This is a genomic window from Nocardia sp. NPDC005745, assembly GCF_040630775.1.
In the GTDB taxonomy this organism is placed as follows: domain Bacteria; phylum Actinomycetota; class Actinomycetes; order Mycobacteriales; family Mycobacteriaceae; genus Nocardia.
This window is the reverse complement of record NZ_JBEXYF010000021.1, coordinates 69,424-95,711: the sequence shown is the minus strand read 5'-3', so window position 1 is coordinate 95,711 and position 26,288 is coordinate 69,424. Positions and strand designations below refer to the sequence as shown.

Sequence of the window (26,288 nt, the reverse complement as noted above, 5' to 3'; positions counted from 1 at the left end):
AAGCTCGGGCACTGCCGGACGCGGCGGTCGCCACCGATCTGGAAGTCGTGACGATCACCGACACCACGGTGATCCTCACCTGGACCACGCTCGCCCCCGACCCGGCCGGACGGCTGATCCCCGTCGACGCCGACACCCACGTACGGATCGGTCCCGCCGACTCGGCGCGCGCGCCGGTGCCGGTCTTCGCCGACGACCACCCGACGCCGTTCCACTATGCCGAGATCGGCGGGCTCGAACCGGGCCGCGCCTACCGCTTCGAAGCCTGGTCGGCGGGTCTGCGCGCCACGCCCGCGCTATCGCTCACCACGTCCGATCCCGCCGCGCCGGAAGCACGCGGCGAGTTCACCACCCTAATTCCGCCGCCCGGCCGCAGGCTGCGCACCCTTGCGCTGGCCAACGATGTGCACTTCGGCGAGCAGGTCAGCGGGCTGATCGCCGGTGACCTGCCGCCCGGCTTCCGGCAGGGCCCCGGCCTCGCGCCCTATCCCGAGGTGATGCTGGCCGCGGTGCTGGACGACCTGCGCCGTCCCGACCGGGGAGCCGAACTGCTGCTGCTCGCGGGCGACCTGACCGCCGAAGCCTCCGAGCTCGACACCCGCACGGTGCGGGCCCGTCTCGACGGGTGGGGGGCGCTCGGCCGCGACTACCTCGCCGTGCGCGGCAATCACGACCGGCCGCATACGGGCGGCGAGTACGCCGGTTGCGCCCCCGCGCCCGCCGACCACCGTGACTGCTGGGCCGATGCCTTCTCCGCGCGCCAGCAACTCGTCGGGCACGAGGTGGGCGGGCTGCGCGTGCTCGGCTTGGATACCAGCAGCCTGGACGGCGCGGGCGGGTCCATCGAGCGCGCGCAATTCGATCATCTCGCCGAACGTCTGCGCGCCGATCCGGACAGGCCGACCCTGCTGTTCGGCCACCACCCCGTCACGACCGAGTCCGGGCTGACCAACCTCGCCGGCCCGGGTTTCGTGCTCGACGGACGCGACAGCGGCGAACTGCAAGCGCTCTATGCCCGCTCCCCCGGCGTCTTCTTGCAGCACAGCGGCCACACCCACCGCAACCGCCGCACCAGGCCGGACGTGCAGTGCGCGGTGGAGTTCCTCGAGGTCGCCGCGGTCAAGGAGTATCCGGGCGGCTACAGCCTGCTGCGCCTCTACGAGGGCGGCTACATGGTCAACTTCTACAAGACCCGCACCGAGGACGCGCGGCGCTGGAGCGCGCTCACCCGTGGCGAGTACTTCGGACTGCTTCCGGATTACACGCTCGGCACCTGCGCCGATCGCAATCACGTTGTGCCGCGCGATTTCTCGGGTCTGCGGTAGCGGGCGCGCGGGTTCGCCGCATCCGGGAAACGTTTGCGCACGTCGGACGCTGTATCTTCCTTAGGTAAGCCTCAACATATGCAACGGGGAACGCGGTCGGAAGGACGAGGATGAAGCCGGTCAGATGGAAGACGATTGCCGCTGGATTGGTCCTCGCGATGACGGCGCTCGGCAGCACGGCTTGCTCGAATTCCTCCGACGACGCGAACGAGATCACCGTCTACAACGCGCAGCACGAGTCGCTCACCAAAGAATGGGCCGACGCGTTCACCAAGGAAACCGGCATCAAGGTGACGTTGCGCCAGGGCGGTGACACGGCGCTGGGCAACCAGCTGGTCGCCGAGGGCGGTGCCTCGCCCGCCGACGTCTTCCTCACCGAGAACTCCCCCGCCATGGCGCTGGTGGAGAACGCGGGCCTGTTCGCCGACGTGAACGCCGAGACGCTGGCGCAGGTGCCCGCGCAGTTCCGCCCGTCCACCGGCAAGTGGACCGGCGTGGCCGCGCGCTCGACGGTTTTCGTCTACAACAAGAACAAGGTCCAGCCCGGCCAATTGCCTGCCTCGCTGCTCGACCTGGCGCAACCGCAGTGGAAGGGGCGCTGGGGCGCGGGCGTTTCCGGCGCCGACTTCCAGGCCATCGTCGCCGCCCTGCTCGCGCTGAAGGGCGAGGACGCCACCCGCGCCTGGCTGAAGGGCATGACGGAGAACGCGACACCGTTCCCGAACAACGTCGCCACCATGAAGGCGGTCAACTCGGGCAGCCCGGACGGCGGCGTCATCTACCACTACTACTGGTACCGCGACCAGGCGAATACGAAGGAGAGCAGCGCCGACACCGCCCTGCACTACTTCAGGAACCAGGATCCGGGCGCCTTCGTCAGCGTCTCCGGCGGCGGCGTGCTGAAGGCGAGCAAGAAGCAGGAGGCGGCGCAGAAGTTCCTGGCGTTCATCGTCGGCAAGGCGGGGCAAGAGGTGTTGCGTGACGGCACATCGCTGGAATACCCGGTCGCCAGTGGCGTCGCCGCGAACCCGGCGCTGCCGCCGCTGGCCGACTTGCAGGCTCCGGCGATCGACCCGTCGAAGCTCGATTCGAAGAAGGTCACGCAGCTGATGACCGAAGCCGGTCTGCTGTAGCCGTGGCGCTCCGGAACGTCGTCGCGGCGCCCCGGGTCGGCAGACCGGGGCCGGTGGTCACGGGCGTCGCGCTGCTGCTGGTGGCGGCGACGTTCGTGCCGCTCGGGTACATCGTTTCGACCGTTTTCTCCACCGGTGTCGATCAGGCGGCAGAACTGGTGTTCCGGCCCAGAGTCGGTGAGCTGCTGGGCAATACGGCCGCGCTGGTGGCGTGCACCGTGCCGATCTGCGTGGCGCTCGGCGTCGGGCTGGCGTGGGTGGTGGAACGCACCGACGTGCCTGGGAAGTCGTGGTGGGGGCCGGTTTTCGCGGCTCCGCTGGCGGTGCCCGCCTTCGTCAACAGCTACGCCTGGGTCAGCGTCTTCCCGACCATGCACGGTCTTCGGGCGGGCGTGGTGATCTCCACGATGTCCTATTTCCCGCTGGTCTATCTGCCCGCCGCCGCCACGCTGCGCCGCCTGGATCCGGCGGTGGAGGAGTCGGCGCGGGCGCTGGGGTCGGGACCGGTCGCGGTGTTCGCGCGGATCGTGCTACCGCAGCTGCGCTTGGCCGTCCTCGGTGGCGGGCTGCTCATCGGGCTGCATCTGCTCGCCGAGTACGGCGCCTTCGTGATGGTCCGGTTCGACACGTTCACCACGGCCATCTTCGAGCAGTACCAGTCCAGCTTCGCCGGTCCGGCGGGCAGCATGCTGGCCGGTGTGCTCGTGCTGTGCTGCCTGGCGCTGCTCGGGGCCGAGGCGGGACTGCGCGGCCGGGCGCGCTACGCGCGGATCGGCAGCGGGGCTCCGCGCGCCGCGGCCCGGATCCGGTTGGGCGCCGGCACGTTACCGGTTCTGGCCGTGCTCGTCGCGGTGACGGCGGCCGCGCTGGGCGTGCCGCTGTGGACCATCGGGCGCTGGTTGCGCATCGGCGGAGCGGCGGTATGGGATGTCACCGACATCGGCAACGCGCTCGGGCAGACGGTCGGCCTCGCGGCCGTCGCCGCGCTGCTCACCACCCTGTGCGCGTTCCCGGTGGCGTGGATCGCGGTGCGTTCCACCTCGGCGTTCGCGCGGCTGGTCGAGGGCGCCAACTACGTCACCAGCTCGTTGCCCGGCATCGTGATCGCGCTGGCCATGGTGACCGTGACGATCCGGTGGGTGCCCGCGCTCTACCAGACGGCGGGCATGGTGATCGCCGCCTATCTCCTGCTGTTCCTGCCGCGTGCCCTGGTCAGCGTGCGGGCCGGGCTCGCCCAGGTGCCGGTCGGCTTGGAGGAGGCGTCCCGTTCGCTGGGTAAATCGGCGCCGGCGACGTTCTTCCTGGTCACGCTGCGTCTCGCGGCGCCGGCCGCGGCCGCCGCCGCCGCACTGGTGTTCGTCGCGGTGGCGACCGAGCTGACCGCGACCCTCTTGCTGGCGCCCAACGGAACTCGCACGCTGGCGATGCGATTCTGGGGCCTGTCCGGCGAATTGGATTACGCCGCCGCCGCTCCGTACGCCCTGATCATGATCGCCGCCGCCGTGCCCGTGACGTACTTGCTGTTCACCAACTCGCAGAAGGCGGCCGGGATATGAGTCGCGTTGTCGTCACGGATGTGTCGAAGACCTTCGGTCACACCCGGGTTCTCGGTGGCATCACCCTGGACGTGCCGAACCGCACCGCCACCGCCGTGGTCGGGTCGTCGGGATGCGGCAAGACCACGCTGCTGCGCGTGATCGCCGGATTCGAGTCGCCGGACACGGGTTCGGTGTCGATCGGGACGGAAACCGTTGTCGGCGAACGAGTCTCGGTGCCGCCGCAGCGTCGCAACATCGGATACGTCGCCCAGGACGGGGCACTGTTCCCCCATCTGACCGTCGGCCAGAACATCGCCTACGGCCTGCCCGGCTCGGCCCGCCGCAACGACCGGCGGGTGCGCGAACTGCTGGAGATGGTGTCGCTGCACGCGTCCTACGCCGACCGGCGGCCGCATCAGCTCTCCGGCGGCCAGCAGCAGCGCGTGGCCCTGGCCCGCGCACTGGCGCGCAAACCGTCGGTGATGCTGCTGGACGAGCCGTTCAGCGCGCTGGACGCGGGCTTGCGCGCCACGACCAGGCAGGCCGTGGCCGACACGCTGCGCGAGGCGGGCATGACCAGCATCCTGGTGACCCACGACCAGGAGGAGGCGCTGAGCTTCGCCGAACAGGTCGCGGTGATGCGGGAGGGGCGCTTCACCCAGGTCGGGACGCCGGAGCAGGTCTACGCCACGCCGAAGGACCTGTTCACCGCCCGGTTCCTCGGCGATTGCGTGCTGCTGGAGGCGGTGGTCGAGGGCGATGTGGCCAAGTGCGCTCTGGGCCGGATTCCGGTGCAGCGCAACGCCGCGAGCGGACCGGCCACCGTCATGCTGCGACCGGAACAGCTCGTGGCCGATGTCGCTTCGGAGAACGAGGCGGAGAGCGGCCGGATCAGCGCCGTCGACTTCCGCGGCGCCGATGTCATCCTGACCATCGACCTGGACGGCGCGAGCACTCCCATCCGGGTACGCCGCGCCAGCGTGGCCGCCCCAGTGACCGGGCAGCGGGTGCGCCTCGACGTGGTCGGCACGGCCGTGGCGTACACCGAACCGAACGACGCCGTCTGACGCGGCACGCTGCGCGAGAACCCGGGCATACCGGGTAGCGGCATGCCTCGAAATGCTCGACTCGGCGATGACGCGCACCGAGCCGAGCACCGAGGACACTTGGAGCGAGCGGCGGGAATTGAACCCGCGTAAACGGCTTTGCAGACCGTTGCCTAAACCACTCAGCCACGCCCGCCTCGCCTTAGATAGTGCCCCCGGCGGGTAGGCCCGGCCTACCATTGCGCTCACGGTGATCCGAAGCCTGGTCGGATGTCCCCGTCCGCCCATGGCGGCATGGAATGATCGGAACATGTCTCGGCCACGCCCGCTTCCGAACGACCCGATCGAGGAGGCCCACCGCCAGTGGGTCGGCCACGGCTGGGGGGATGTCGCCGACGGCATGGCCGCGGTGACGTCACTGGTGCGGGCTCAGCAAATCGTGATGGCGCGGGTGGACGAGGCGCTCAAACCCACCGGTTTGACCTTCTCCCGCTACGAGCTGCTCATGCTGCTCAATTTCAGCAAAACCGGTGCGCTGCCGATGGCGAAGGCCAGCGCGCGCCTGCAGGTGCACCCCACCAGCGTCACCAACACCGTGGACCGGCTGGAGGCGGCGAAGCTCGTCGAGCGCGTACCGCATCCCAGCGACCGGCGCGCTACCCTGATCGAAATCACCGACGCGGGACGGGAATTGGTGGCGAAGGCGACCGAGGAACTCAACGCGAAGGTTTTCGCGCTCCCCGGACTCCCCCCGGAACGATTGCACACTCTGCTGCAACTGCTCGCCGAATTCCGACATGCCGCGGGCGACTTCGACACCGCCGAGGGAACGGCGCGCTGGTCGGCTACGGCCACAGACTGATTCGACGTACCGGTCGGTCGCATACCCGGTGCGACCGACCGGCGGGTGACGATCGGGCATCCAACCGGCGAATTGCCGGGCATGCCGTCTTGGCAGCGGAAGCGAAAAGGTCCACCATGTAAATCATGGTGCTGGTCTTGGGGGTATCGGCGGGCGCTGGCGGCGCCCATGCGATGCTGACACACTCCGATCAGCCACACCTACCCCCGATCGATCGCTGCGAAGTGCCGCGCCGGGCGGGCGGCGGTGTCGAGGAATCGGTCTTCGAGGCGATCCGCCGGATGAACGGCGCCGCCGACCGGCGTGACGAGCTGATCTCGGGCACGGCGGTGACGTGCCGCTGTCCGCTGCACGCCGACGCCATCCGCGCGGGCGTGCGCGGCCGCGGCGTGACCATCGTCGACGAACCCCTCGCCCAGCTGCGCTATCTGCGCTTCACCGGGCAACTGCCGGACAGCGGCTCGGTGATCCTCTACGACCTGGGCAGCTCGGGGCTGACCATCACGCATGTCGATTGCCGCACCGACGCGATCCTGTCCAGCAAGCGCAGCACGGTGCTCGGTGGCGACGGCTACGACGCGCTGTTGCGCTGGCGGCTGGCCCGCGACGGCGTACTCACCGACACGCCGACCATCCGGCGCCACCGCGAGGAACTGAGCGAGGCGCGGGTGGTCACCGCCATCGACGACGGCACCGGCGACCGTGCCGTCGTCACCCGCAGCGATCTGGCCGAATTGTGCGCGGCGGGCATCCATCACTCGGTGTCGTTCGTGCGGCAGATCATCGACGAGACCGGTGTGCGGCCGGAGGCGATGGTGCTGCTCGGCGGCTGCACGCGCAGTCCGAGCATTCGCGCCGAACTGGCGGAACTGATCGACCTGCCGATCGTCTACGATCCCGAGCCCGAGGTCGTCTCCGCGCGCGGCGCCGTGTTGCTCGCCGCCGAACGAAGGGGCGGCGACGTGCGGATGGCCCGGCTGCGCGCCGGAGCCACCCTCGTCCCGGTCGCCGTCGACCGGCGCAAACTCATCGCGGCGGCCGCGGTCACCGTCGCCCTGGGCGCCACGATCGCCGGACTGCTCGCCGCGCAGAAGGACGCGCCGACGCCGGAGGGCAACAAGGTGCCCACACCCGCGGAGATCGTCGCGCCCACATCGGGGCCCTTCGGATGACTCGCGACGAACCCGCCCGGCCGGAGGGATCGGCCGGGCGGGTCGGACGTCAGCGGTTGGTGAACTTCGCCGGACGCTTCTCGACGAAGGCGCTCATGCCTTCCTTCTGATCCTCGATCGCGAACAGCGAGTGGAACACTCGGCGTTCGAAGCGCAGGCCCTCGGCGAGCGTCGTCTCGAACGAGCGGTTCACCGCTTCCTTGGCGATCATGGCGACCGGCAGCGACATGGACGCGATGGTCTCGGCGACCTCGGCCGCGGTGTCGAGCAGCTCCGCCGCGGGCACGATGCGCGAGACCAGCCCCGCCCGCTCGGCCTCCTCGGCGTCCATGTTGCGGCCGGTGAGCACCAGATCCATGGCCTTGGCCTTGCCGATCGCGCGGGTCAGGCGCTGCGAGCCGCCGATGCCGGGGATGACGCCCAGCTTGATCTCCGGCTGCCCGAACTTCGCCGTATCGGCCGCGAGCAGGACGTCGCAGATCATCGCCAGCTCACAGCCGCCGCCCAGCGCGTAGCCCGCCACCGCGGCGATGGTGGGCTTGCGGAACTGCGCCAGCCGGTCCCAGCGGGCGAAGTAGTCGTCCATGAACATGTCCATGTACGACTTGGGCTGCATCTCCTTGATGTCGGCGCCCGCCGCGAAGGCCCGCTCCGAGCCGGTGATCACGATGGCACCGATCTCGTGGTCGTGCTCGAGTTCGTCGAGCGCGGCGATGACGTCGTCGAGCACCTGCGCGTTCAGCGCGTTCAGCGCCTTCGGGCGGTTCAGGGTGATCCAGCCGACCCGGCCCTTGCGTTCCAGCAGAATCGTCTCGAAGTCTGTCACTCGGCACCCTCTTGGTCGGAACGGTCACGGATATCGGTGACGATAGCCGAGAAGTCCCGTCCGGCATCCGTCTGGTTGAAGCGGTCGTAGATCGCGGCGGCCAGCAACCCGAGCTGTCCGTCGATGTTGTTCTCGCGCAGGGCGTTCGCGGCCAGACCCAGGTCCTTCGCCATCAGGGCGGTGGCGAAACCCGGCTGGTAGTCGTTGTTGGCCGGGCTGGTCGGCACCGGGCCCGGAACCGGGCAGTAGCTGGTCAGCGCCCAGCTCTGGCCGGAGGCGGTGGAGACCACGTCGAAGAACGACTGATGGCTCAGGCCCAGCTTCTCGCCGAGCACCAGCGATTCCGACAGCGCGATCATCGACACGCCCAGCAGCATGTTGTTGCAGATCTTCGCCGCCTGACCGACGCCGGAGCCGCCGCAGTGCACGACCTTGCCGCCCATCACCCCGAGCACCGGAAGCGCGGCGGCGAAGTCCTCGGCGGCCCCGCCGACCATGAAGGTCAACGTGCCCGCCGCCGCGCCCGCGACACCGCCGGAAACCGGCGCGTCCAGCGCACGGTGCCCGGCGGCGGTGGCGCGTTCGGCCGCGGTCTTGGCGTCGGCGACGTCGATGGTGGAGCAGTCGATGAACAAGGTGCCCGGTGCCGCGGCCGGGAGCAGTTCGGCGTATACGTCGAGGACGAGTTTGCCGTTGGGCAGCATGGTGATCACGGTGTCGGCCGCGGCGGTCTCGGTGGCAGTGCCGACCACGATCGCGCCGTCGCGCTCGGCCTGTTCCCGCGCGGCGGGCACCGGGTCGAAGGCGAGCACCTCGTAGCCCGCGCGCACCAGGTTGGCCGCCATCGGCCCGCCCATGTGGCCGAGGCCGAGGAAACCGATTCGCTTGCTCATCACGCCACCTCCTGGGTCGGCAGACCCAGCTCTCGATCGCCCAGCTCGGCGAAGTATGCGTCCACCTGCGCGTCCGTGACCGCTTCGAGCGTCGCGGGCGACCACCGCGGGTTGCGGTCCTTGTCGATCACCTGCGCGCGAATGCCCTCGACCAGGTCGTGCGACGACAGCGACGCGATGGACACCCGGTACTCCTCGTTCAGCACCGCCTCCAGGCTCGGCGCGGTGCGGGCCGCGCGCAGCGAACGCAGCGTGACCTTCAGCGCCACCGGGGATTTGGCCAGGATCTCGTCGGCCGCCGCCCGCGCGTCGGGTGCCTCGTGCGCCTGCAACCGCGCGACGATCTCCTCCACGGTGTCGGCTCCGTAGCAGTCATCGATCCAGTCCTGCGCGGCGGCCAGCGCGGAATCCGGCGCGTCCGTGGCGAACTTGGCGATCGCGATGTCGGCGCTCTCCGTGCGCAGCGTCTCCAGCAGCGCGGGCAGATGCTCGGAGGCGACGAAATAGTCGGCGAAGTTCGCGGCGATGGCGTCACCAGCGCTCATGCGCGCGGTGGTGAGCCCGACGTGCGTGCCGATCTCACCCGGGGTGCGCGCCAGCAGGTAGGTGCCGCCGACGTCCGGGACGAAGCCGATGCCCACCTCGGGCATGCCGATCTTGGACCGCTCGGTGACGATGCGATGGCTGCCGTGCCCGGAAAGCCCTACGCCGCCTCCCATCACGATGCCGTCCATGATCACCACATACGGCTTCGAGTAGCGGCCGATCAGCGCGTTGAGGATGTACTCGTCGCGCCAGAACCGTCCGGTCGCCGAATCGGCGCTGGTGGCACCGCTTTTCGCGTCGGCGTGGATGGCGACGATGTCACCGCCCGCGCACAGGCCGCGCTCGCCCGCGCCGGTGACGACGACGGTGCGCACCGAGTCGTCCTCGGCCCAGGTACGCAGCGCGTCGGTGATGGCGAGGGCCATCGAGTGATTCAGCGCGTTGATGGCCTTGGGCCGGTTCAGCGTGATCAGGCCCAGCCCGTCGCGCTGTTCGAGAAGAACCTCGGGTTCACTCGTGGTCTGTCCGCTCATGCCGCTCCTACCAGTGCGCGGGCGACGACCACCCGCATGATTTCGTTGGTGCCCTCGAGGATCTGGTGCACCCGCAGATCCCGGACGATCTTCTCCACGCCGTATTCGGTCAGGTAGCCGTAGCCGCCGTGCAGTTGCAGGGCCTTGTTGGCCACCTCGAAGCCGGCGTCGGTGGCGAAACGCTTCGCCATGGCGCACAGCTCCACCTTGTCCGGTGTGTCGGCGTCCAGCGCAGCGGCGGCCCGCCACAGCAGCGTGCGGGCGGCCTCCAATTCGATGCGCATATCGGCGAGGTCGAATTGCAGCGCCTGATTGCGCAGCAATGGCTTGCCGAACGCCTGCCGCTCGGCCAGATACGGCACCGTCTTGTCCAGCGCCGCCTGCGCGCCGCCCACCGAGCACGCGGCGATGTTGAGCCTGCCGCCGTTGAGGCCGTTCATCGCGATGCGGAAGCCGTCGCCCTCCGCGCCGAGCCGGTTGGCCACCGGGACCCTGGCATCGGAGAAGATCACCTGGCGGGTCGGTTGGGCGTTCCAGCCCATCTTCTTCTCATTGGCGCCCACGGAGATGCCGGGCGTGTCGGCGGGCACGATGAACGCCGAGATCCCGCGCGCACCATCGTCGCCGGTCCGGGCCATGACGACGTAGACGTCGGTGGAGCCCGCGCCGGAGATGAACTGCTTGGCGCCGTTGAAGATGTAGTCGTCACCGTCGCGAACGGCCTTGGTGCTCAACGCCGCCGCGTCGGAGCCGACCCCCGGCTCGGTGAGCGCGTAGCTGGCCAGCAGTTCCATCGCGGTCAGCCGGGGCAGCCAGCGATTGCGCTGCTCGTCGTCGCCGTAGCGGTCGATCATCCACGTCGCCATGTTGTGGATGGAGATGTACGCGGCGATGGCGGGGCAGCCGGTGGCCAGCTGCTCGAAGATGCGCACGGCGTCGAGCCTGCGCAGGCCCGAACCGCCCACGTCCTCGCGCACGTAGATGCCGCCGAGACCGAGCGGGCCCGCCTTGCGCAGCACGTCCACCGGAAAATGCTTCTGCTCGTCCCACTCCAGCGCGTTCGGGGCGAGGAATTCGTCGGCGAAGCCGCGCGCGGTGTCGCGGATCGCCTTCTCGTCGTCGTCGAGGATGAACATCCGGGTCAGTCCATCGTCGGGATGACGAACGCGTTGCTCTCCTCGAGCCCGGCGGGCCAGCGCTGCGTCACCGTCTTGGTCTTGGTGTAGAAGCGGATCGAATCCGGGCCGTGCTGGTTCAGGTCGCCGAAGCCGGAACGCTTCCATCCGCCGAAGGTGTAGTACGCGATCGGCACCGGGATCGGCACGTTGATGCCGACCATGCCGACCTGCACGCGCGCGGCGAAGTCGCGGGCGGTGTCGCCGTCGCGGGTGAAGATCGCCACGCCGTTGCCGTATTCGTGCTCGTTGGCCAGCCGCAGGCCCTCCTCGTAGTCCTTGGCGCGGACCACGGTGAGCACCGGACCGAAGATCTCCTCGCGGTAGATCCGCATCTGCGGGGTCACCTTGTCGAACAACGTCGCGCCGACGAAGTAGCCGTCCTCGGCGCCTTCCACGACCAGGCCGCGTCCGTCCACCACCAGCTCGGCGCCCTCGTCGACACCGATCTGGACGTAGTTGTTCACGCGGTTCACGCCGTCCTGGCCGACCAGCGGCCCGTAATCGGCGCCAGGGTCGTCGGAACGACCGACGTTGAGCTTGTGCACCCGCTCGGTCAGCTTGGCCACCAGGCGGTCGGCGGTCTCCGCACCGACCGGGACGGCCACCGAAATGGCCATGCAACGCTCGCCCGCTGACCCGTAGCCCGCGCCGATCAACTGGTCGGCGACGTCGTCGAGATCGGCGTCCGGCATGACGATCGCGTGGTTCTTCGCGCCGCCGAAGCACTGGGCGCGCTTGCCGTTCGCGGTCGCGGTCTCGTAGATGTACTGCGCGATGGGGGTGGAGCCGACGAAGCCGACGGCCTTGACGCGCGGATCGTGCAGCAGTGTGTCGACGGCTTCCTTGTCACCGTTGACCACGTTGAACACCCCTGGGGGCAGACCGGCCTCGAGGAACAGCTCGGCCAGCCGCAGCGGCACCGAGGGGTCGCGCTCGGAGGGCTTGAGCACGAACGCGTTGCCGGTGGCCAGCGCGGGACCGGCCTTCCACAGCGGGATCATGGCCGGGAAGTTGAACGGGGTGATCCCCGCGACGACGCCGAGCGGCTGGCGCATCGAGTACACGTCGATGCCGGTGCCGGCGCCCTCGGTGTATTCGCCCTTGAGCAGGTGCGGGATACCGACGGCGAACTCGATCACCTCGAGGCCGCGCTGGATGTCGCCCTTGGCGTCGGCGATGGTCTTGCCGTGCTCGGAGGACAGCAGCGCCGCCAGCGAATCCATCTCGTCCTGCACCAGGGTGAGGAACTTCATGAGAACGCGCGCCCGCTTCTGCGGGTTGAACGCGGCCCATGTCGGCTGCGCGGCCTCGGCGTTCGCGATGACCGCCTCGACCTCGGATTTGCTCGCCAGCGGTACCCGCGCCTGCACCTGGCCGAGATTGGGGTCGAAGACGTCGCCGAACTTGCCGGAAGCGCCCGGCACATGCTGTCCGCCGATGAAGTGGGTGAGTTCGCGAACCATGCCAGTCCTGTTCTCGTAGCGATCGGGACACCGCGGTGCGGTATGCGGTCATCCTATAGTTGGACGTCCAAGTATCAGCAATGCCGAGGGGCCGATGTGATTCATCCCACGCCTTCCCCAGCTGAGGTTCGTTCAGCCCCCGCCTACGGCTTCGGCACGGGAACGGCCGGATCGGCTTCCTTCGTCCGCCGCGGCCGCACCAACCGGAACGCGCCCAACCCGAGCGTGACCGCGCCGATCGCTACGACCACCGCCGCCGCGCCGAGCGAATCGCCGGTCCATTCCGAGACCGCCTCCCCCGCCGCCACCGCGATGGCCACACCGCCCCCGACGACGAGCACCGCCGACCGCTGGGTCGCGTACAACGCGAAGCAGACCACGGCGATCAGCGCCGTGATCCCGTAAGCCCAGGTCCGGCCATCGATGTCGAGACTCTGCGCGGCCGCGACGGACGTGACGATCGCGATCAGGTATCCGATCCGGAGGTCCACGAGGGCGCCGAGCCTGGTCAGCGCGAACCACGCACCACCGAGCAGCAGTACCGCCGTGCTGCCCCAGGTGTCGTCGAGTCCGATCACTTCGGTGATGATCCCCGCGACGGCCGCGGGCACGAAGCAGGCGCAGACCAGCAGTCCGATCACCGATGGCAGCGCGAGGTAACCGAGTACGGCGATCACCGCTCCCGCCGCACAGGCGAAAACCCACGCGGCATCGGTGCTCGCGTTCTCGAGCGCGGTGCCGACGGACCCGGCGAGCGCGACGGACCCGAGCGCGAAGAGCACGGCCGCCAGCCTCGCGCGGGCACTGTTCGCGCTCGTGCGGCCGGTCGGCACCCCGGCGAGCAGAACGCCCCCGAACAGCAGACCCGCCGACACGACGGCGAGCACGCCCACCCGCACCGGCCGGTCGAGCGTGTCCCAGGACGAGGCCGCCACCAGGGCGATTCCGCCGAACAGCAAACCCGCTCCGACGTAGGAGGCGATCTCGGCGAGCACCTTCCCACGCGCCACCACCGCCGCCCGCTCGACGGCGAGCGCCGCGAGCACCGCGTCGGCCTGATCGCGGGTCAGCACACGCTCGGCGACCAGCCGCCCTACCGCGGCTTCCGCCCTGTCGTCGCTCACCATGGGCCCAGTATGTCCGAGTCGGCCGTCCTGACAACACAATCGGCCGGAGCGAGGTATCGCCCACGGTCACCGCCGTCTGAGCCATCCGTCCCGCGACGATCCCCGCCGAAATGCCCGCAGTCACGATGCCAACCGCCGTGGCCTGCCGCGACAGTTGCGCGAAACGCCCCGCGATCGAACTCGTCGACCGCCACCGAAATCCGCCGGCCGCCGACCCGAAACGGAACGGCAACAGCGACGCGGACAGCCCGGCGGCGACGCTGGCGATGTGATCGCAGTCACCGTACGATTAGTTTGACGTCCTAGTATCGGGCGACAATGGAATCCCGAGAGGAATCCCGTGGCCGACAGCAGCGCGCTCTACGCTCCCACCCATCCCGTTCGCTTCGTCACCTCGGCGGCCCTGTTCGACGGCCACGACGCGGCGATCAACATCATGCGCCGCATCCTGCAAAGCCAGGGCGCGGAGGTGATCCACCTCGGCCACAACCGCTCGGTCAGCGAGGTGGTCGACGCCGTGCTCACCGAGGACGCCCAAGGCGTCGCGGTCAGCTCCTACCAGGGTGGCCACGTCGAGTACTTCGAATACCTCGCCGACGCCCTGAAGAAGGCCGGAGCCGAGCACGTGCGGATCTTCGGCGGCGGCGGTGGCGTGATCGTGGCGGAGGAGATCGCGCGACTGGCCGCGTCCGGCGTGACCATCTTCTCTCCCGAGGACGGACAGCGACTCGGCCTGCCCGGCATGATCAATCAGCTGATCCGCGCCTGCGACGTCGACCTCGCGACCGAGCCGCCGGTGCCGGACGCGGTGCTCTCCGGCGAGCGCGCCGCGTTGGCGCGCGCCATCACCTGCCTGCAAGCGGATGCGCTGCCGGAGGCCGACCGGCGGAAGCTGGCCGAGGCCGCGGCGGCGCGCACCGTGCCGGTGCTCGGCATCACCGGGACGGGCGGCTCCGGAAAGTCCTCGCTCACCGACGAATTGGTGCGCAGGCTGCGTTCGGATCAGCAGGACAAGGTGCGGGTGGCGATTCTCGCGGTGGACCCGACCCGGCGGCGCGGGGGCGGCGCACTGCTCGGCGACCGCATCCGGATGAACGCCCTCGACGGCGAGCACGTCTTCTTCCGCTCGCTGGCCACCCGCGGTGGACGCGAACTGCCGGACAATATTGATCTGATCGTGACCGCCTGCAAGGCAGCGGGTTACGACCTGGTCGTCCTGGAGACCCCCGGCATCGGTCAGGGCGACGCCGCGGTGACCGACCACGTCGACGTGTCGATGTACGTGATGACGCCCGAGTTCGGCGCCGCCTCCCAGCTGGAGAAGATCGACATGCTGGACTACGCGGACGTGGTGGCGATCAACAAGTTCGAGCGTCGCGGAGCCGCGGACGCGCTGCGTGACGTGGCCAGGCAGTTGATCCGCAACCGCGAGGAGTTCCATGCCGCGCCGGAGGACATGCCGGTCTTCGGCACCAGCGCGGCGACGTTCAACGACGACGGGGTGACCGCGCTCTACCAGCACCTGACGGGCCTGCTGGCCGGCCACGGCCTGCGGCTGGAGCCCGGCGCGCTGCCCCGGGTGAACACCCGCACGTCCACGCGCTTCGCCCAGCTCGTCCCGCCCGCGCGGGTGCGCTACCTGGCCGAGATCGCCGAGACCGTGCGCGGCTACCACGCCGAGACCGCGGCGCAGGTCGCCGCCGCGCAACGGCTGCAACGCCTCGAGCAGGTGGCGGCCGAACTGCCCGGGGACACGGCCGTCGCCGAACTGGCCGAACGCGCCCGCGCCGACCTGACGCCCGCGAACGCCGCACTGCTGGCCGAGTGGCCCGCCCTCGCCGAGTCCTATCGCGGGGAGGAACAAGTGGTCCGGGTGCGCGACCGGGAGATCCGCACCCCGCTGCGCCGGGAAACCCTGTCCGGCAACTCCGTTTCGCGCGTGGCCTTACCTCGATTCACCGATCACGGCGAGCTGCTGCGCTTCCTGCGCGCCGAGCACCTGCCCGGGCGGTTCCCGTTCACCGCAGGGGTTTTCCCGTTCAAACGGGACAACGAGGATCCGGCGCGCATGTTCGCGGGCGAGGGCGACCCGTTCCGCACCAACCGCCGGTTCAAAGTGCTCAGCGAGCATTCCGACGCGAAAAGGCTGTCCACGGCCTTCGATTCGGTGACGCTCTACGGCCACGATCCCGCCGAGCGCCCCGACATCTACGGCAAGGTCGGCACGTCCGGCGTGTCGATCGCCTCGCTCGACGACATGAAGGTGCTCTACGACGGCTTCGATCTGACCGCGCCGACCACCTCGGTGTCGATGACGATCAACGGCCCCGCGCCGACCATCCTGGCCTACTTCCTGAACACCGCGATCGATCAGGCGCTGGACCGCTTCGCGGCGGAGCAGGGGCGTCCGCCGACCGACACCGAGGCCGCCGACCTGCGCGCCCGCACCCTGGCCACGGTGCGCGGCACGGTGCAGGCCGACATCCTCAAGGAGGACCAGGGCCAGAACACTTGCATCTTCTCCACCGAGTTCAGCCTGCGCATGATGGCCGACATCCAGGAATGGTTCGTGCGCAACGGCGTGCGCAATTTCTACTCGGTGTCGATCTCCGGCTACCACATCGCCGAGGCGGGCGCGAACCCGATCAGCCAGCTGGCTTTCACCCTGGCCAACGGTTTCACGTATGTGGAGGCGTATCTCGCGCGGGGCATGCACATCGACGACTTCGCGCCGAACCTGTCGTTCTTCTTCTCCAACGGGATGGACCCGGAGTATTCGGTGATCGGCCGGGTGGCCCGCCGCATCTGGGCCGTCGCCATGCGGGACCGCTACGGCGCCAACGAGCGGTCGCAGAAGCTGAAGTACCACATCCAGACCTCCGGCCGGTCGCTGCACGCGCAGGAGATGAACTTCAACGACATCCGCACCACGCTGCAGGCGCTGATCGCGATCTACGACAACTGCAACAGCCTGCACACCAACGCCTACGACGAGGCGGTCACCACCCCGACCGAGGAATCGGTACGCCGCGCCCTGGCCATCCAGCTCATCATCAACCGGGAGTGGGGGGTCGCGATGAACGAGAACCCGCTGCAGGGCAGCTTCCTGATCGATGAACTCACCGATCTGGTCGAGGAGGCCGTGCTGGCCGAGTTCGAGCGGATCAGCGAACGCGGCGGCGTGCTCGGCGCGATGGAGACCGGCTACCAGCGCGGCAAGATCCAGGACGAATCGATGCGCTACGAACAGCGCAAGCACGACGGTTCGCTGCCGATCGTCGGGGTGAACACCTTCCGCAACTCCCACGACGAGCCGCACAGGGAGCTGGAGCTGGCCCGCGGCACCGAAGCGGAGAAGCAGTCGCAGCTGCGACGGGTGCGCGAATTCCAGCAGCGCCACCGGGACGGCGCCCATGCCGCACTCGCCCGGCTCGAAGCGGTCGCCCGCACCGACGACAATATTTTCGAGGTGCTGATGGAGGCCGCCCGGGTGTGCACGTTGCAGCAGATCACCGACACGTTCTTCACCGTCGGCGGACAGTACCGCCGCAACGTGTGAGCCGGTAGCTGCGCGCACGTCGAGCAGCCGGTGCGCCCGCGTCGGCCGGTAGGCCCGGCTCGCGCGAGGGAGCCGGGCGGACACCGTTGAATCCGGCCGGGGCCACCGCGCGGGGCGGCTCCCGCGGATTACGGGCCCGCCGTGTGCGGGGCATGTGACAATCGCCGAGCAAACCTTCGGCGCGGTTGGGATGGCAGACATGGAGCTCTCGGGTATTCGGATCATCGACGCACACATCCACCAGTGGGATCCGTTCACCACACCGCGAGATTTCAGCGCCTTGGCGAAACTGTTCCGGCTGCTGCCGGTCCCGGTGGACGCGGCCAAGCGCCTGGCACCGCGGCGCGACCGTGAGTTCGTCGGAGATCCGGTCGCCTACCTGCGGCCCTACCTTCCGTTCGACTACCGCGCCGACGCGGGCAACGCGCACATCGAGGTGATCGCGCACATCGAAGTCGAATGGTCGCAGCGGGGACCGCTGGGGAAGGCCGGGGAGACCGCCTGGGTGGCCGGGCTGCCGCTGGAGGCGGCCCCGCGGCTCGGCGCGATCCTCGCGGGCGGCGACCCGGCCGATCCGGCCTTCGCGGAGCTGCTCGACGCGCACGCCGCCGCGTCACCGCTGCTGCGCGGTGTCCGCACCATGGTCGCCCACCATCCCGATCCCGGCGTGCGATCGTTCACCGACGCGGCCGGCAAGCTCACCACCAAGGAATTCCTGGACGGCTTCGCGCGGCTGGCCGAGCGCGGCCTCTCGTTCGAAGCGTGGGTGTACTCGCACGCCATTCCCGACGTCACGGCGCTGGCCGAACGCTATCCCGAGGTGCCGATCGTGCTGAACCACCTCGGCACCCCCGCGGGGATCTTCGGCGCGGTCGGCAAACACACCGGTACCAATCCCGGGCTGCGCAGGCAGTTGCTGGTGCGGTGGCGCGACGATCTCGCCGAACTGGCCGCGCGCCCGAACGTGGTCGCGAAGGTGAGCGGGCTGATGATGCCGATCCTGGGCCACCCGATCCCGCCGCGGGGCACGCCGACGCCCGCGGGGGACCTGCTCGACCGGATCGGCCCGCTGGTCGAGCACGCGCTGGACGTCTTCGGCGCGGACCGTCTCATCTGGGGCTCGAACTTCCCCGTGGACAAGCCGGTCACCAGCATCGGCAACAGCATCGAGGCGATCGCGACCGCCGTCACCGGCCACGGCGGCGGAAGGACGGAATTGGAGCAGGTCTTCCGGACCACCGCGCAGCGCGTCTACCGGATCGCGGACTGAACCAGGACCGGCGCCCGGGACGGTCGGTCATGTCGGTGCCCGTGGTTACCATCGGCCGCGTGAAAGCTACCGGCACCTTCTCTGTGCACAATTTCGTCCCGACCGAGGTGGTGCCCGATCCCGCCATCGCTACCGCGTTGCCGGTCGGCGTCGCCCTCATCACCAAGCAGTTCGCCGGCGCGATCGACGGCCGCTCCTCCACGATCTTCACCGCCGCGTTCGACCAGGCCACGGGCGTGGGAAGCTACACGGCGATGGAGTCGTTCGAGGGCGCGCTCGACGGTGTCGCGGGTACCTTCAACTTCCTGCACGTCGCTAGTACCACCGGCGCGGATCGCACGAACGAGTTCTGCGTGATCGTCCCGCACAGCGGCACCGGTGACCTCGCGGGCATCACGGGCACGGGCGGAATCGGCGTGGACGCCGACGGCACGCACCACATCTGGTTCGACTACGACCTGGGTTGAGCCGCCCGGGCGAGTTGCGCGGTGAGCGTGCCGCGCGCGGTCGCCAGGGACGGCCCGTACCAGGTGAGGGCCCTGCCCTCCACCAGCGCGACCGGGATATCCGGAAATGCCTCGGGCCCATCGTCTTCGGTGAAGACATACGGCTCGTCGGGCAGCACCGCCAGGTCGACGCCCACGGTCAGCTCGGCCTCGGTGAGACGCGGATAGCGATCGGGCCGATCGGCATGCACCAGCCGCAGGCCCAGACGGTGCGCGATGTCTCCGGTGAACGTGTTCCGGCCGACCACCATCCACGGATCGCGCCAGACCGGAATGACGGCGGCTCGGGCCGGTTCCTGCGGCGGTGGCGCCCAAGCGGATTCGGCTTCGGCCAGCCATGCCGGAACACCGGCGCCGAGCGCCTCCACGCAGAGCCGGGTGAGCGAGACCATGGCCTCGTCGACCGTCTCCACCTCGGTGACCCACACCGCGACACCGGCCGCGCGCAGCCGCTCGACATCGATGCGGCGGTTCTCCTCTTTGTTGCACAGCACCAGGTCCGGGGCGAGTTCGATGATGCGCCGCACGTCCGGGTTCTTGGTCCCGCGGACCCGTTCGACCGCCAGATCGGCGGGGTGCGTGCACCATTGCGTGGCGGCGGCCAGGACTTCCGGGCAGGTGTGCGCCACCGCCTCGGTCAGCGACGGAACGAGCGACACCACCCGGCGCGGGGGTGTGCGGAGGTCCACGGGGGTACCGAGGTCGTCGCGAGGCAACCCGGACGCTGGGCTCTTCCCTGCCACACCGTCAGCCTATAACAGGAGATCTGCGCTGCTCGGCGCTCTTTTCCGGCTGGACGGGGCCGGGGGCGACCGTTGGGCAAGTTCGGCGCAAGGGCAGCGTCCGGGCGTCACTGGGGCAGTTCCGTGCCGAGTTCCGCTGCGCGAGACTGGATAGCGGCACCCGGTGTCGGGAAGTCTCCGGTCCCTTCGCTCCGCCGGTATCGATCCCGCCCCGACAGGCCGGCGGTAACCGACAGCCCCGACGCTGGGTGCCCACCAACTTTCAGCGGTCGAACAGCCGATAGAGCGCGGTGAGTTCGCGCAGGCCGGTCGCGGCGGTCGTCTCCTCGGCCGAGGTCATCCGCAGCGCCTTGCGCAGCAGCATCGGATCGAGATCCTCCGGGGCCGGGCGGAATTCGACGGCGGGCAGGTCCGGCAGTGGAATGCGCTCACCGTAGGGGTCATCGGAAGCAGGCGGTCGCGGCTCGCGTTCGATGCCGCCGATCAGGGTGTCCAGGTCGAGCCCGCGGAGGGTCAGGATCTCGCGCGGGTGTTCGTCGAGCCGCTCGGCCAGCAGGTAGCAGACCGCGGCCACATGCTTGCACGGCCAGCCGGGGTCCGGGCAGGTGCAGGTGAAATCCAGCTCCGCCGCGGTGCTCGGCAACAGCACCGGTCCCAGCTCGCTCGGCAACGCGCCCGAGGCGATCTCGGCGAGCATGCCCGGAGCCGAGCGGATGGTCTCGATGAGTTCCTCGAGTTCGTCCTCGCGCAACGGACGCACGGTGAACACCGCGGTGAAGGGTCGCGGTTGGCTGCCCTGCACTTCCGCCGTCACCGCCCCCGGCTCGATCCGGTAGTTCACCACCTGACCGGACCTGGCGTAGTTGCGGCCGCGCGCCAGCCGGCCTGGCTCCGCCATCCGCTCCACCGATTCCACCAGCGCCTTGCCCCACCAGGTGCGCCCGAAGCCGCCGCGCCTGCTGCGAGCTTCCACGCCACCGCGCACCGGCAGCTTCTTGCCGTACTCGGAGTAGTCGACGAAAGGACTCATTCGCCCACCGCCGCCGCGCCGAGGGTGAACAGGTCGCGCAGTTCGTCGGTGCTCAGCTCGGTGATCCAGTTCTCTCCCGCGCCAACGGCCAGGTCGGCGAGTTGCCGCTTGCCGTTGATCATCTCGTCGATCCGCTCCTCGATCGTGTCCACGCAGACCAGCTTGCGCACCTGCACATTGCGCCGCTGGCCGATCCGGTAGGCGCGGTCGGTGGCCTGGTTCTCCACCGCGGGATTCCACCAGCGGTCCAGGTGCACCACGTGATTGGCGGCGGTGAGGTTGAGCCCGGTGCCGCCGGCTTTGAGCGACAGCAGCATCAGCGGCGGGCCGTCCGGCGCCTGGAATCCGGTGACCATCGCGTCGCGTTTCTTCTTCGGCACACCGCCGTGCAGGAACGGGATCGCGGTGCCGAACCGTTCGGCCAGGTAGGGCGCGACCAGTTCGCCGAATTCCCGGAATTGCGTGAACAGCAGCGCCTTCTCGCCGTCGGCCAGCACCGCGTCCACGACGTCCTCGACGAGGGCTAGTTTGCCGGAACGGTGCGCCCCGCGGTGCAGCACACCCGACCCGTCGCCCAGGAAATGCGCGGGATGGTTGCACACCTGCTTGAGCCGGGTGAGCGCGCCGAGCACGGCGCCTTTGCGCGCCATGCCCTTGGCGTCCTCGAGCTTGGCCAGCATGTCGTCCACGACCGCCTGGTAGAGGGCGGCCTGCTCGACGGTGAGGTTGGCCCGCACGGTCATCTCGAGTTTCTCCGGCAGGTCACTGATCACCGTGGGGTCGGTCTTCACCCGGCGCAGCACGAACGGCTGGGTGAGCCAGCGCAGGCGGCTGATCGCGTTCTGGTCGCGTTCGCGTTCGATGGGCACCGCGAAGCGGGCGCGGAACGACTGGGCACTGCCGAGCACCTTCGGCATCGCGAAATCCATGATGGAGCGCAGCTCTTCCAACCGGTTCTCCACCGGAGTGCCGGTCAGCGCCAGCCGATGCCGCGCGGGCAGCGACCGCGCCGCCCGCGCCTGTCGCGTTCCCGCGTTCTTGATGTGCTGTGCTTCGTCCAGGACCACGCGGTCCCAATCCTGCCTGCCGAGTTCCTCGGCGTCGCGCGCGAGCAGCGCGTAGGTGGTGACTACCAGATCCGCGGCGGCGACCGTCTCGTCGAGGTCGGCGCCTGCCCGCCGTCCCGCGCCGTGGTGCACCCACACCCGCAGGTCGGGCGCGAACCGTTCCGCCTCGCGCTGCCAGTTGCCGACCACCGACATCGGGCACACCAGCAAGGTCGGGCCGGGCCGCTCCGGCTCGGACGCGGTCTCGCGCTCGTGGACCAGCAGGGCGAGCACCTGCACCGTCTTGCCCAGGCCCATGTCGTCGGCCAGGATCGCGCCGCACCCCATCCTGCTCATGGTGGCCAGCCAGGCCAGGCCGCGTTCCTGGTAGGGGCGCAGCTGTGCCTTCAGCCCGACGGGCGGGGCGAGGGCTTCGGGCTCGCGCGTGCGATCGAGCAGGTCCTCCACCCATCCCGAGGCCGTGACCTCGGTGATCGGCACCTGCGGCACCCGGGAGACCGCGATCTCGCCGAGCATGTCCGCGAAGGTGACCGGGGAGTCGTCGGCATGCGCGGCGACATACCGGGCCGCGGCGGCCAGCGCCTTGTGATCGGCCTGCACCCACTGGCCGCGCAGCTGGACCAGATCGGACTTGCCGCGCACCAGGCGTTCCATCTCGGCCCGGGTCAGCACCATGTCGCCCAGCGCAAGCTCCCAGCGGTAGGACACCAGGCCGCGCAGACCGACCGTGCTCTGCGCGGCGGGCACCGCGCTGTCCACCCGCAGCCGCATGCTCGGCTCCGCGACACTCCAGGCGCGCGGCAGCAGCAACCGCACCCCCGCGGCGTGCAGGGCGTTCGCACCGTGCGCGACCAGATCGAGCACCACTTCGGTGGGCAGCAGCAGATCCATGCTGCGCGGATCGCTCGGCAGATCACGCAACCTCGGATACGCGCGCTTGGCCGCCCCGAGCTTGTCCACCGCGATCCGCACGAGATTCGGATCTTCGTGCAGCGGGATCGTTTTGGGCGCCTCACCGGTCAGGCGCAGGCAGACCTCCAGCCGCCACAGCGCCACCGACTCGTCGGCGAGGCCGAGTTCGCCGTCCGGTTCCAGCAGCCGCAGCACCAGTTCCGGCTCGTCGCCGGTCAGACTGGCCCGCCAGCGCTCCAGCACCTCGGCGACCTGATAGCTGCCGTTGTCCAGCGGAGTGTCGCCGACCAGGGCGGCTACCAGGGGATGCGGCGAGTCCGGCGGTTCGGCCAGCGACCGGGCGATCGGATCGGTGAGTTCGGTGACCATGTCGTCGAGCAGCGCGGCCGGACGCCCGGCTACCCGCAGCGCCTCCGGCATGGCGACCGCCAGTTCGGCCAGCCATGCCCGTTGCCGCTCCCCGCCGACCAGCCGCCAGCGCACCCACCATTGGCCGTCCTCCCTGCGCAGATCCGGCACGACACGCCCGGCGCGCACCCAGCGTTCGACGCCACGGGCGACGTGCGCGAGGTAACGCAGATCCCCGGACACCAGCTCGACGGGCAGCCGCTGCCGGAGGGCCTCCGCCGCCGCGACCGGGGCCAGCGCGTGCGCACGGACCTGCTCGGTACCGGCGACGCCGTTCGCGACCACCAGGACCTCGGCACGGTGCCGGAACTTCGACGCCCGCAGCACGCCGCCCAGCGGATCGGGAAGCTCGGCGGAGGTCGCGGCGACCGGTGCGTCGTGCCAGAGCAGCAACCCGGATCCCGGCGACCACAGTCCGTGCAGCATCACCCCATCAAAGCAGGCGGCTCCGACACGGCCGCGCACACCGCGGCCCGAGCGTTGTGGATTTCTGCGCGATACCGGAACATACTGGGATATCCGCAGGTCATCGCAGAATAATCGCAGCTCGGCGTCAACGAAGCGGAGGAAGCAGCATGACAATTCTGCTCCAGGTTCTCGAGCAGAGCTTCACACCGACGACCGCGTGGGAACGGCGTAAATTCACCTTCGTGCATGCCGACAAGATCGTCGGCATGCGGCTGGACGGGCAGTGCGGCGTGTGGCTGGACCTGTCGCGTCCCGGCGAATCCCAGCGGCTGGCCCGCACCGCCGACCCGCACGAGGCGATCACGTTCCTGCTCACCACCTTCGCCAAGCTGGCCGAATGCGAGGAGCGCGGCGGCTCGTGGGTGATCGGGCACGACGGAACGCATATCGAGTCGATCGCGGCCACCCGGTTCCCGCCGCGAGCCAGCGAGGTCACCGATGACGACCTCCTGGCCCGCGCCTGGCTGTAGGGGCCCTTGCAGCGGCGGGTCAGCTACCTGTCGCTACCGGCCGTTTCGGATCGTTCGACCACTGCGACCACGACCCGGGATACAACGCCGCCTCCACACCGACGATGGCGAGCGCCGCCACCTGGTGCGCCGCTGTGACGCCGGAACCGCAGTACACGGCCACCGGCCCGGATCCGAACCCGGCGAAACGGTCGCGCAGTTCCGGTACCGCGCGGAAGCGCCCGTCGGCGTCGAGATTGTCGGCGGTCGGGGCGCTGAGCGCACCGGGGATGTGCCCCGCGCGGGGGTCGATCGGCTCCACGTCACCGCGGAAGCGCTCGCTCGCGCGGGCATCCAGCAGGACGCCCTTCCAGCGAGCGGCCGCGTCGGCATCGATCACGGGCAGGTGGCCGGGGCTCAGTTCGACATCTCCGGGCTCCGGGTCGGGCTCGGCGCCGGTCGCGACGGGGCCGCCCGCCTCCACCCACGCGGGCAGCCCGCCGTCGAGGATGCGCACGTCCGCGACTCCCGCCCAACGCAGCAGCCACCAGGCGCGTGCGGCGGCCATGCCGCCGGTGGCGTCGTAGACGACCACCGGATCGTTTTGGCGCAGCCCCCAGCTGCGCGCGCACTTCTCCAGCTGCGCGAGATCCGGCAGCGGATGCCTGCCGCGCGCCGGCGACGGCGGCGCGGCCAGTTCGGTCTCCAGATCGACGAACACCGCACCGGGGATGTGCCCGTCGAGATAGTGCTGCGGGCCGTCCGGGTCGCCCAGTGCCCATCGGACGTCCAGCAGCCGAATCTGCTTGTCCGCCAACGCTTCCCGAAGCTCTCCCGGTGAGATCAGTACCGCGCTCAACTCAGCTCCTCGTCCCGAATGACGTCCTCGCGCACCGACTCCCCCACCCTACGCACCGGATGTGCCGATGTCGCCGTACTCTCGCCTCGCGTGCCCCGGCCGGTCCAAGTCAGGCCAGTTTCGCGGTACTGGCAGGCGACACACCCTCGTGACCAGCGGCAATATCCGACCGATGTCGAACGTTTCCGCCGAAGCCACCGCGACACCGGCGCCCGAACGGCCGCCGGCCGGACCGGCGCCGGCGATCGGCGCGGGCATGGTGACCGCGCTGGTCGGTTTCACCAGCTCGTTCGCCGTGGTGCTGAGCGGGTTGACCGCGGTGGGCGCGAGCCCAGCGCAAGCCGCGTCGGGCCTGCTCGCGCTGTGCGTCACGCTGGCGATCGGCATGATGGCGCTGAGCTACCGCTACCGGATGCCGATCACGCTGGCCTGGTCCACGCCGGGCGCGGCGCTGCTGGCCGGGGCGGGCGCGGTGGAAGGTGGCTGGCCCGCCGCGATCGGGGCGTTCGTGCTGGCGGGAGCGCTGATCGTGGTCACCGGACTGTGGCGGCGGCTTGGCGGGCTGGTGGCGGCGATCCCCGTGGAGATAGCGCAGGCCATGCTGGCCGGGGTGCTGCTGCCGCTGTGCCTGGCTCCGGTCCGGGCGGTGCAGACGAGTCCGGCGGTGGTGGCGCCGGTGATCCTGGTCTGGCTCGTGTTGCAACGGTATGCCCAGCGGTGGGCCGTGATCGCCGCCTTCGTGACCGCGGCGACCGGAGCGGCGATCAGCATCGTGGCGGGGCACCGGCACCTCGACGTCGGCGCGATGGCGCCGCGGCTGGAACTGACGCTGCCGCACTGGAGCTGGCAGGCGCTGATCGGCGTCGCGATCCCGCTCTACATCGTCACCATGGCGTCGCAGAACATCCCGGGCACCGCGGTGCTGGCCTCGTTCGACTACCGGGTGCCCTGGCGCGCGGCTATGACCGTCACCGGGCTCGGCACCGTCATCGGTGCGCCCGCGGGCGGGCACGCGATCAATCTCGCCGCCATCAGCGCCGCGCTCTCGGCGGCCCCGGCGGCGCATCCGGACCCGAAGCGGCGCTGGATCGCCGCGTTCACCGCGGGCGCGACGTACCTGCTGCTCGCGCTGGGCTCGGCCGCGCTGGTCACGCTGATCGCGACCGCTCCGGCGGGCACGCTGGAAACCGTCGCCGGTCTCGCGCTGCTGGCGACCTTGGCCGCGGCCCTCGGGGCGGCACTGCGCTCCGAGCACCGCGAGGCGGGCGTCGTGACCTTCCTGATCGCCGCCTCCGGGGTCGGCTTCGCCGGCATCGGCGCCGCCTTCTGGGCGTTGCTCGCGGGGTTGATCGTGCGAAAGGTGCTGCGCTAGGGC

Annotated in this window: 21 protein-coding genes and 1 tRNA gene; 11 read left to right on the top strand and 11 right to left on the bottom strand. The window is 70.0% G+C overall.

The features are described from left to right. Window positions 1-47: 47 nt before the first annotated feature. The 4 genes from ABZ420_RS22505 (at window position 48) to ABZ420_RS22490 (ending at window position 5,063) form a co-directional block, all read left to right on the top strand. Window positions 48-1,325, top strand: a complete 1,278-nt coding sequence (locus ABZ420_RS22505) for a metallophosphoesterase (protein WP_357125894.1) — start codon at window positions 48-50, stop codon at window positions 1,323-1,325. A 110-nt stretch (window positions 1,326-1,435) separates the two neighbouring features. Next, window positions 1,436-2,458 carry an iron ABC transporter substrate-binding protein gene (locus ABZ420_RS22500; RefSeq protein WP_357125891.1) on the top strand — a complete coding sequence of 341 codons (1,023 nt, stop codon included), beginning with the start codon at window positions 1,436-1,438 and terminating at the stop codon, window positions 2,456-2,458. A 2-nt stretch (window positions 2,459-2,460) separates the two neighbouring features. After that, window positions 2,461-4,014 (top strand): iron ABC transporter permease, encoded by a 1,554-nt coding sequence (locus ABZ420_RS22495; protein ID WP_357125888.1) that lies wholly within the window; start codon window positions 2,461-2,463, stop codon window positions 4,012-4,014. After that, window positions 4,011-5,063 (top strand): ABC transporter ATP-binding protein, encoded by a 1,053-nt coding sequence (locus ABZ420_RS22490; RefSeq protein ID WP_357125885.1) that lies wholly within the window; start codon window positions 4,011-4,013, stop codon window positions 5,061-5,063. Before ABZ420_RS22495 ends, ABZ420_RS22490 begins: the two co-directional genes overlap by 4 nt. Before the next feature lie 100 nt (window positions 5,064-5,163). Here the strand turns inward: ABZ420_RS22490 and ABZ420_RS22485 are convergent. Next, window positions 5,164-5,238, bottom strand: a tRNA-Cys gene (locus ABZ420_RS22485). Window positions 5,239-5,352: 114 nt separating this feature from the next. Between ABZ420_RS22485 and ABZ420_RS22480 the strand changes: the two genes are divergently transcribed. Next, on the top strand, window positions 5,353-5,904 hold the full coding sequence (locus ABZ420_RS22480; protein ID WP_040865121.1) for a MarR family transcriptional regulator: 552 nt from the start codon (window positions 5,353-5,355) through the stop codon (window positions 5,902-5,904). Between the two features lie 125 nt (window positions 5,905-6,029). Beyond that, window positions 6,030-7,076 (top strand): Hsp70 family protein, encoded by a 1,047-nt coding sequence (locus tag ABZ420_RS22475; RefSeq protein WP_357125882.1) that lies wholly within the window; start codon window positions 6,030-6,032, stop codon window positions 7,074-7,076. A 49-nt stretch (window positions 7,077-7,125) separates the two neighbouring features. On the opposite strand, the gene ABZ420_RS22470 is transcribed toward ABZ420_RS22475, so the two are convergent. The 6 genes from ABZ420_RS22470 to ABZ420_RS22445 form a co-directional block, all read right to left on the bottom strand. Beyond that, window positions 7,126-7,902, bottom strand: a complete 777-nt coding sequence (locus ABZ420_RS22470; RefSeq protein ID WP_357125879.1) for an enoyl-CoA hydratase — start codon at window positions 7,900-7,902, stop codon at window positions 7,126-7,128. Then, window positions 7,899-8,795 carry a 3-hydroxyisobutyrate dehydrogenase gene (gene mmsB, locus ABZ420_RS22465; protein ID WP_357125877.1) on the bottom strand — a complete coding sequence of 299 codons (897 nt, stop codon included), beginning with the start codon at window positions 8,793-8,795 and terminating at the stop codon, window positions 7,899-7,901. Before mmsB ends, ABZ420_RS22470 begins: the two co-directional genes overlap by 4 nt. Beyond that, window positions 8,795-9,874 carry an enoyl-CoA hydratase/isomerase family protein gene (locus ABZ420_RS22460; protein WP_357125874.1) on the bottom strand — a complete coding sequence of 360 codons (1,080 nt, stop codon included), beginning with the start codon at window positions 9,872-9,874 and terminating at the stop codon, window positions 8,795-8,797. The genes mmsB and ABZ420_RS22460 overlap by 1 nt, the downstream gene beginning before the upstream one ends. After that, window positions 9,871-11,010, bottom strand: a complete 1,140-nt coding sequence (locus tag ABZ420_RS22455) for an isobutyryl-CoA dehydrogenase (protein WP_357125871.1) — start codon at window positions 11,008-11,010, stop codon at window positions 9,871-9,873. The genes ABZ420_RS22460 and ABZ420_RS22455 overlap by 4 nt, the downstream gene beginning before the upstream one ends. 5 nt (window positions 11,011-11,015) lie before the next feature. After that, window positions 11,016-12,515 (bottom strand): CoA-acylating methylmalonate-semialdehyde dehydrogenase, encoded by a 1,500-nt coding sequence (locus ABZ420_RS22450; protein ID WP_357125869.1) that lies wholly within the window; start codon window positions 12,513-12,515, stop codon window positions 11,016-11,018. Between the two features lie 143 nt (window positions 12,516-12,658). After that, window positions 12,659-13,642 carry a DUF2157 domain-containing protein gene (locus ABZ420_RS22445; protein ID WP_357125866.1) on the bottom strand — a complete coding sequence of 328 codons (984 nt, stop codon included), beginning with the start codon at window positions 13,640-13,642 and terminating at the stop codon, window positions 12,659-12,661. A 340-nt stretch (window positions 13,643-13,982) separates the two neighbouring features. Here ABZ420_RS22445 and icmF point away from each other — a divergent pair, with 340 nt between their 5' ends. The 3 genes from icmF to ABZ420_RS22430 all read left to right on the top strand — a co-directional run bounded on the left by icmF (window position 13,983) and on the right by ABZ420_RS22430 (window position 18,938). Beyond that, window positions 13,983-17,201, top strand: a complete 3,219-nt coding sequence (gene icmF, locus ABZ420_RS22440; protein WP_357125863.1) for a fused isobutyryl-CoA mutase/GTPase IcmF — start codon at window positions 13,983-13,985, stop codon at window positions 17,199-17,201. Window positions 17,202-17,400: 199 nt separating this feature from the next. Further along, the gene (locus ABZ420_RS22435; RefSeq protein WP_357125860.1) at window positions 17,401-18,471 is read left to right on the top strand and encodes an amidohydrolase family protein; all 1,071 of its coding nucleotides are present in this window, start codon (window positions 17,401-17,403) and stop codon (window positions 18,469-18,471) included. Window positions 18,472-18,530: 59 nt separating this feature from the next. After that, window positions 18,531-18,938, top strand: a complete 408-nt coding sequence (locus ABZ420_RS22430) for a DUF3224 domain-containing protein (protein ID WP_357125858.1) — start codon at window positions 18,531-18,533, stop codon at window positions 18,936-18,938. On the opposite strand, the gene ABZ420_RS22425 is transcribed toward ABZ420_RS22430, so the two are convergent. From ABZ420_RS22425 to ABZ420_RS22415, 3 genes are all read right to left on the bottom strand, one after another. Beyond that, on the bottom strand, window positions 18,923-19,720 hold the full coding sequence (locus ABZ420_RS22425) for a helical backbone metal receptor (RefSeq protein ID WP_357125855.1): 798 nt from the start codon (window positions 19,718-19,720) through the stop codon (window positions 18,923-18,925). The two genes, ABZ420_RS22430 and ABZ420_RS22425, sit on opposite strands and share 16 nt — an antisense overlap. A 262-nt stretch (window positions 19,721-19,982) precedes the next feature. Beyond that, window positions 19,983-20,750, bottom strand: coding sequence for an SWIM zinc finger family protein (locus ABZ420_RS22420; RefSeq protein WP_357125852.1), 768 nt, complete (start codon window positions 20,748-20,750; stop codon window positions 19,983-19,985). Beyond that, entirely contained in the window at window positions 20,747-23,563 is a 2,817-nt protein-coding gene (locus tag ABZ420_RS22415) for a DEAD/DEAH box helicase (RefSeq protein WP_357125849.1), read from the bottom strand. Before ABZ420_RS22415 ends, ABZ420_RS22420 begins: the two co-directional genes overlap by 4 nt. Before the next feature lie 149 nt (window positions 23,564-23,712). On the opposite strand from ABZ420_RS22415, the gene ABZ420_RS22410 reads away from it, so the two are divergent. After that, entirely contained in the window at window positions 23,713-24,075 is a 363-nt protein-coding gene (locus tag ABZ420_RS22410) for a hypothetical protein (protein ID WP_357125846.1), read from the top strand. Between the two features lie 19 nt (window positions 24,076-24,094). Here the strand turns inward: ABZ420_RS22410 and ABZ420_RS22405 are convergent, their stop codons facing one another. Next, on the bottom strand, window positions 24,095-24,901 hold the full coding sequence (locus tag ABZ420_RS22405; protein WP_357125977.1) for a sulfurtransferase: 807 nt from the start codon (window positions 24,899-24,901) through the stop codon (window positions 24,095-24,097). A gap of 184 nt (window positions 24,902-25,085) precedes the next feature. On the opposite strand from ABZ420_RS22405, the gene ABZ420_RS22400 reads away from it, so the two are divergent. Beyond that, a complete protein-coding gene (locus tag ABZ420_RS22400; protein WP_357125843.1) occupies window positions 25,086-26,285 on the top strand; it encodes a benzoate/H(+) symporter BenE family transporter in 1,200 nt (399 codons plus the stop codon). Window positions 26,286-26,288: the final 3 nt, after the last annotated feature.

Coding starts and splice junctions, on each gene's coding strand:
- ABZ420_RS22500 (WP_357125891.1), top strand. CDS start 1,436: ATGAAGCCGGTCAGATGGAAGACGATTGCCGCTGGATTGGTCCTCGCG.
- ABZ420_RS22490 (WP_357125885.1), top strand. CDS start 4,011: ATGAGTCGCGTTGTCGTCACGGATGTGTCGAAGACCTTCGGTCACACC.
- ABZ420_RS22480 (WP_040865121.1), top strand. CDS start 5,353: ATGTCTCGGCCACGCCCGCTTCCGAACGACCCGATCGAGGAGGCCCAC.
- ABZ420_RS22475 (WP_357125882.1), top strand. CDS start 6,030: ATGGTGCTGGTCTTGGGGGTATCGGCGGGCGCTGGCGGCGCCCATGCG.
- mmsB (WP_357125877.1), bottom strand. CDS start 8,795: ATGAGCAAGCGAATCGGTTTCCTCGGCCTCGGCCACATGGGCGGGCCG.
- ABZ420_RS22460 (WP_357125874.1), bottom strand. CDS start 9,874: ATGAGCGGACAGACCACGAGTGAACCCGAGGTTCTTCTCGAACAGCGC.
- ABZ420_RS22455 (WP_357125871.1), bottom strand. CDS start 11,010: ATGTTCATCCTCGACGACGACGAGAAGGCGATCCGCGACACCGCGCGC.
- ABZ420_RS22450 (WP_357125869.1), bottom strand. CDS start 12,515: ATGGTTCGCGAACTCACCCACTTCATCGGCGGACAGCATGTGCCGGGC.
- ABZ420_RS22445 (WP_357125866.1), bottom strand. CDS start 13,642: ATGGTGAGCGACGACAGGGCGGAAGCCGCGGTAGGGCGGCTGGTCGCC.
- ABZ420_RS22435 (WP_357125860.1), top strand. CDS start 17,401: ATGGAGCTCTCGGGTATTCGGATCATCGACGCACACATCCACCAGTGG.
- ABZ420_RS22420 (WP_357125852.1), bottom strand. CDS start 20,750: ATGAGTCCTTTCGTCGACTACTCCGAGTACGGCAAGAAGCTGCCGGTG.
- ABZ420_RS22415 (WP_357125849.1), bottom strand. CDS start 23,563: ATGCTGCACGGACTGTGGTCGCCGGGATCCGGGTTGCTGCTCTGGCAC.
- ABZ420_RS22410 (WP_357125846.1), top strand. CDS start 23,713: ATGACAATTCTGCTCCAGGTTCTCGAGCAGAGCTTCACACCGACGACC.
- ABZ420_RS22400 (WP_357125843.1), top strand. CDS start 25,086: ATGTCGAACGTTTCCGCCGAAGCCACCGCGACACCGGCGCCCGAACGG.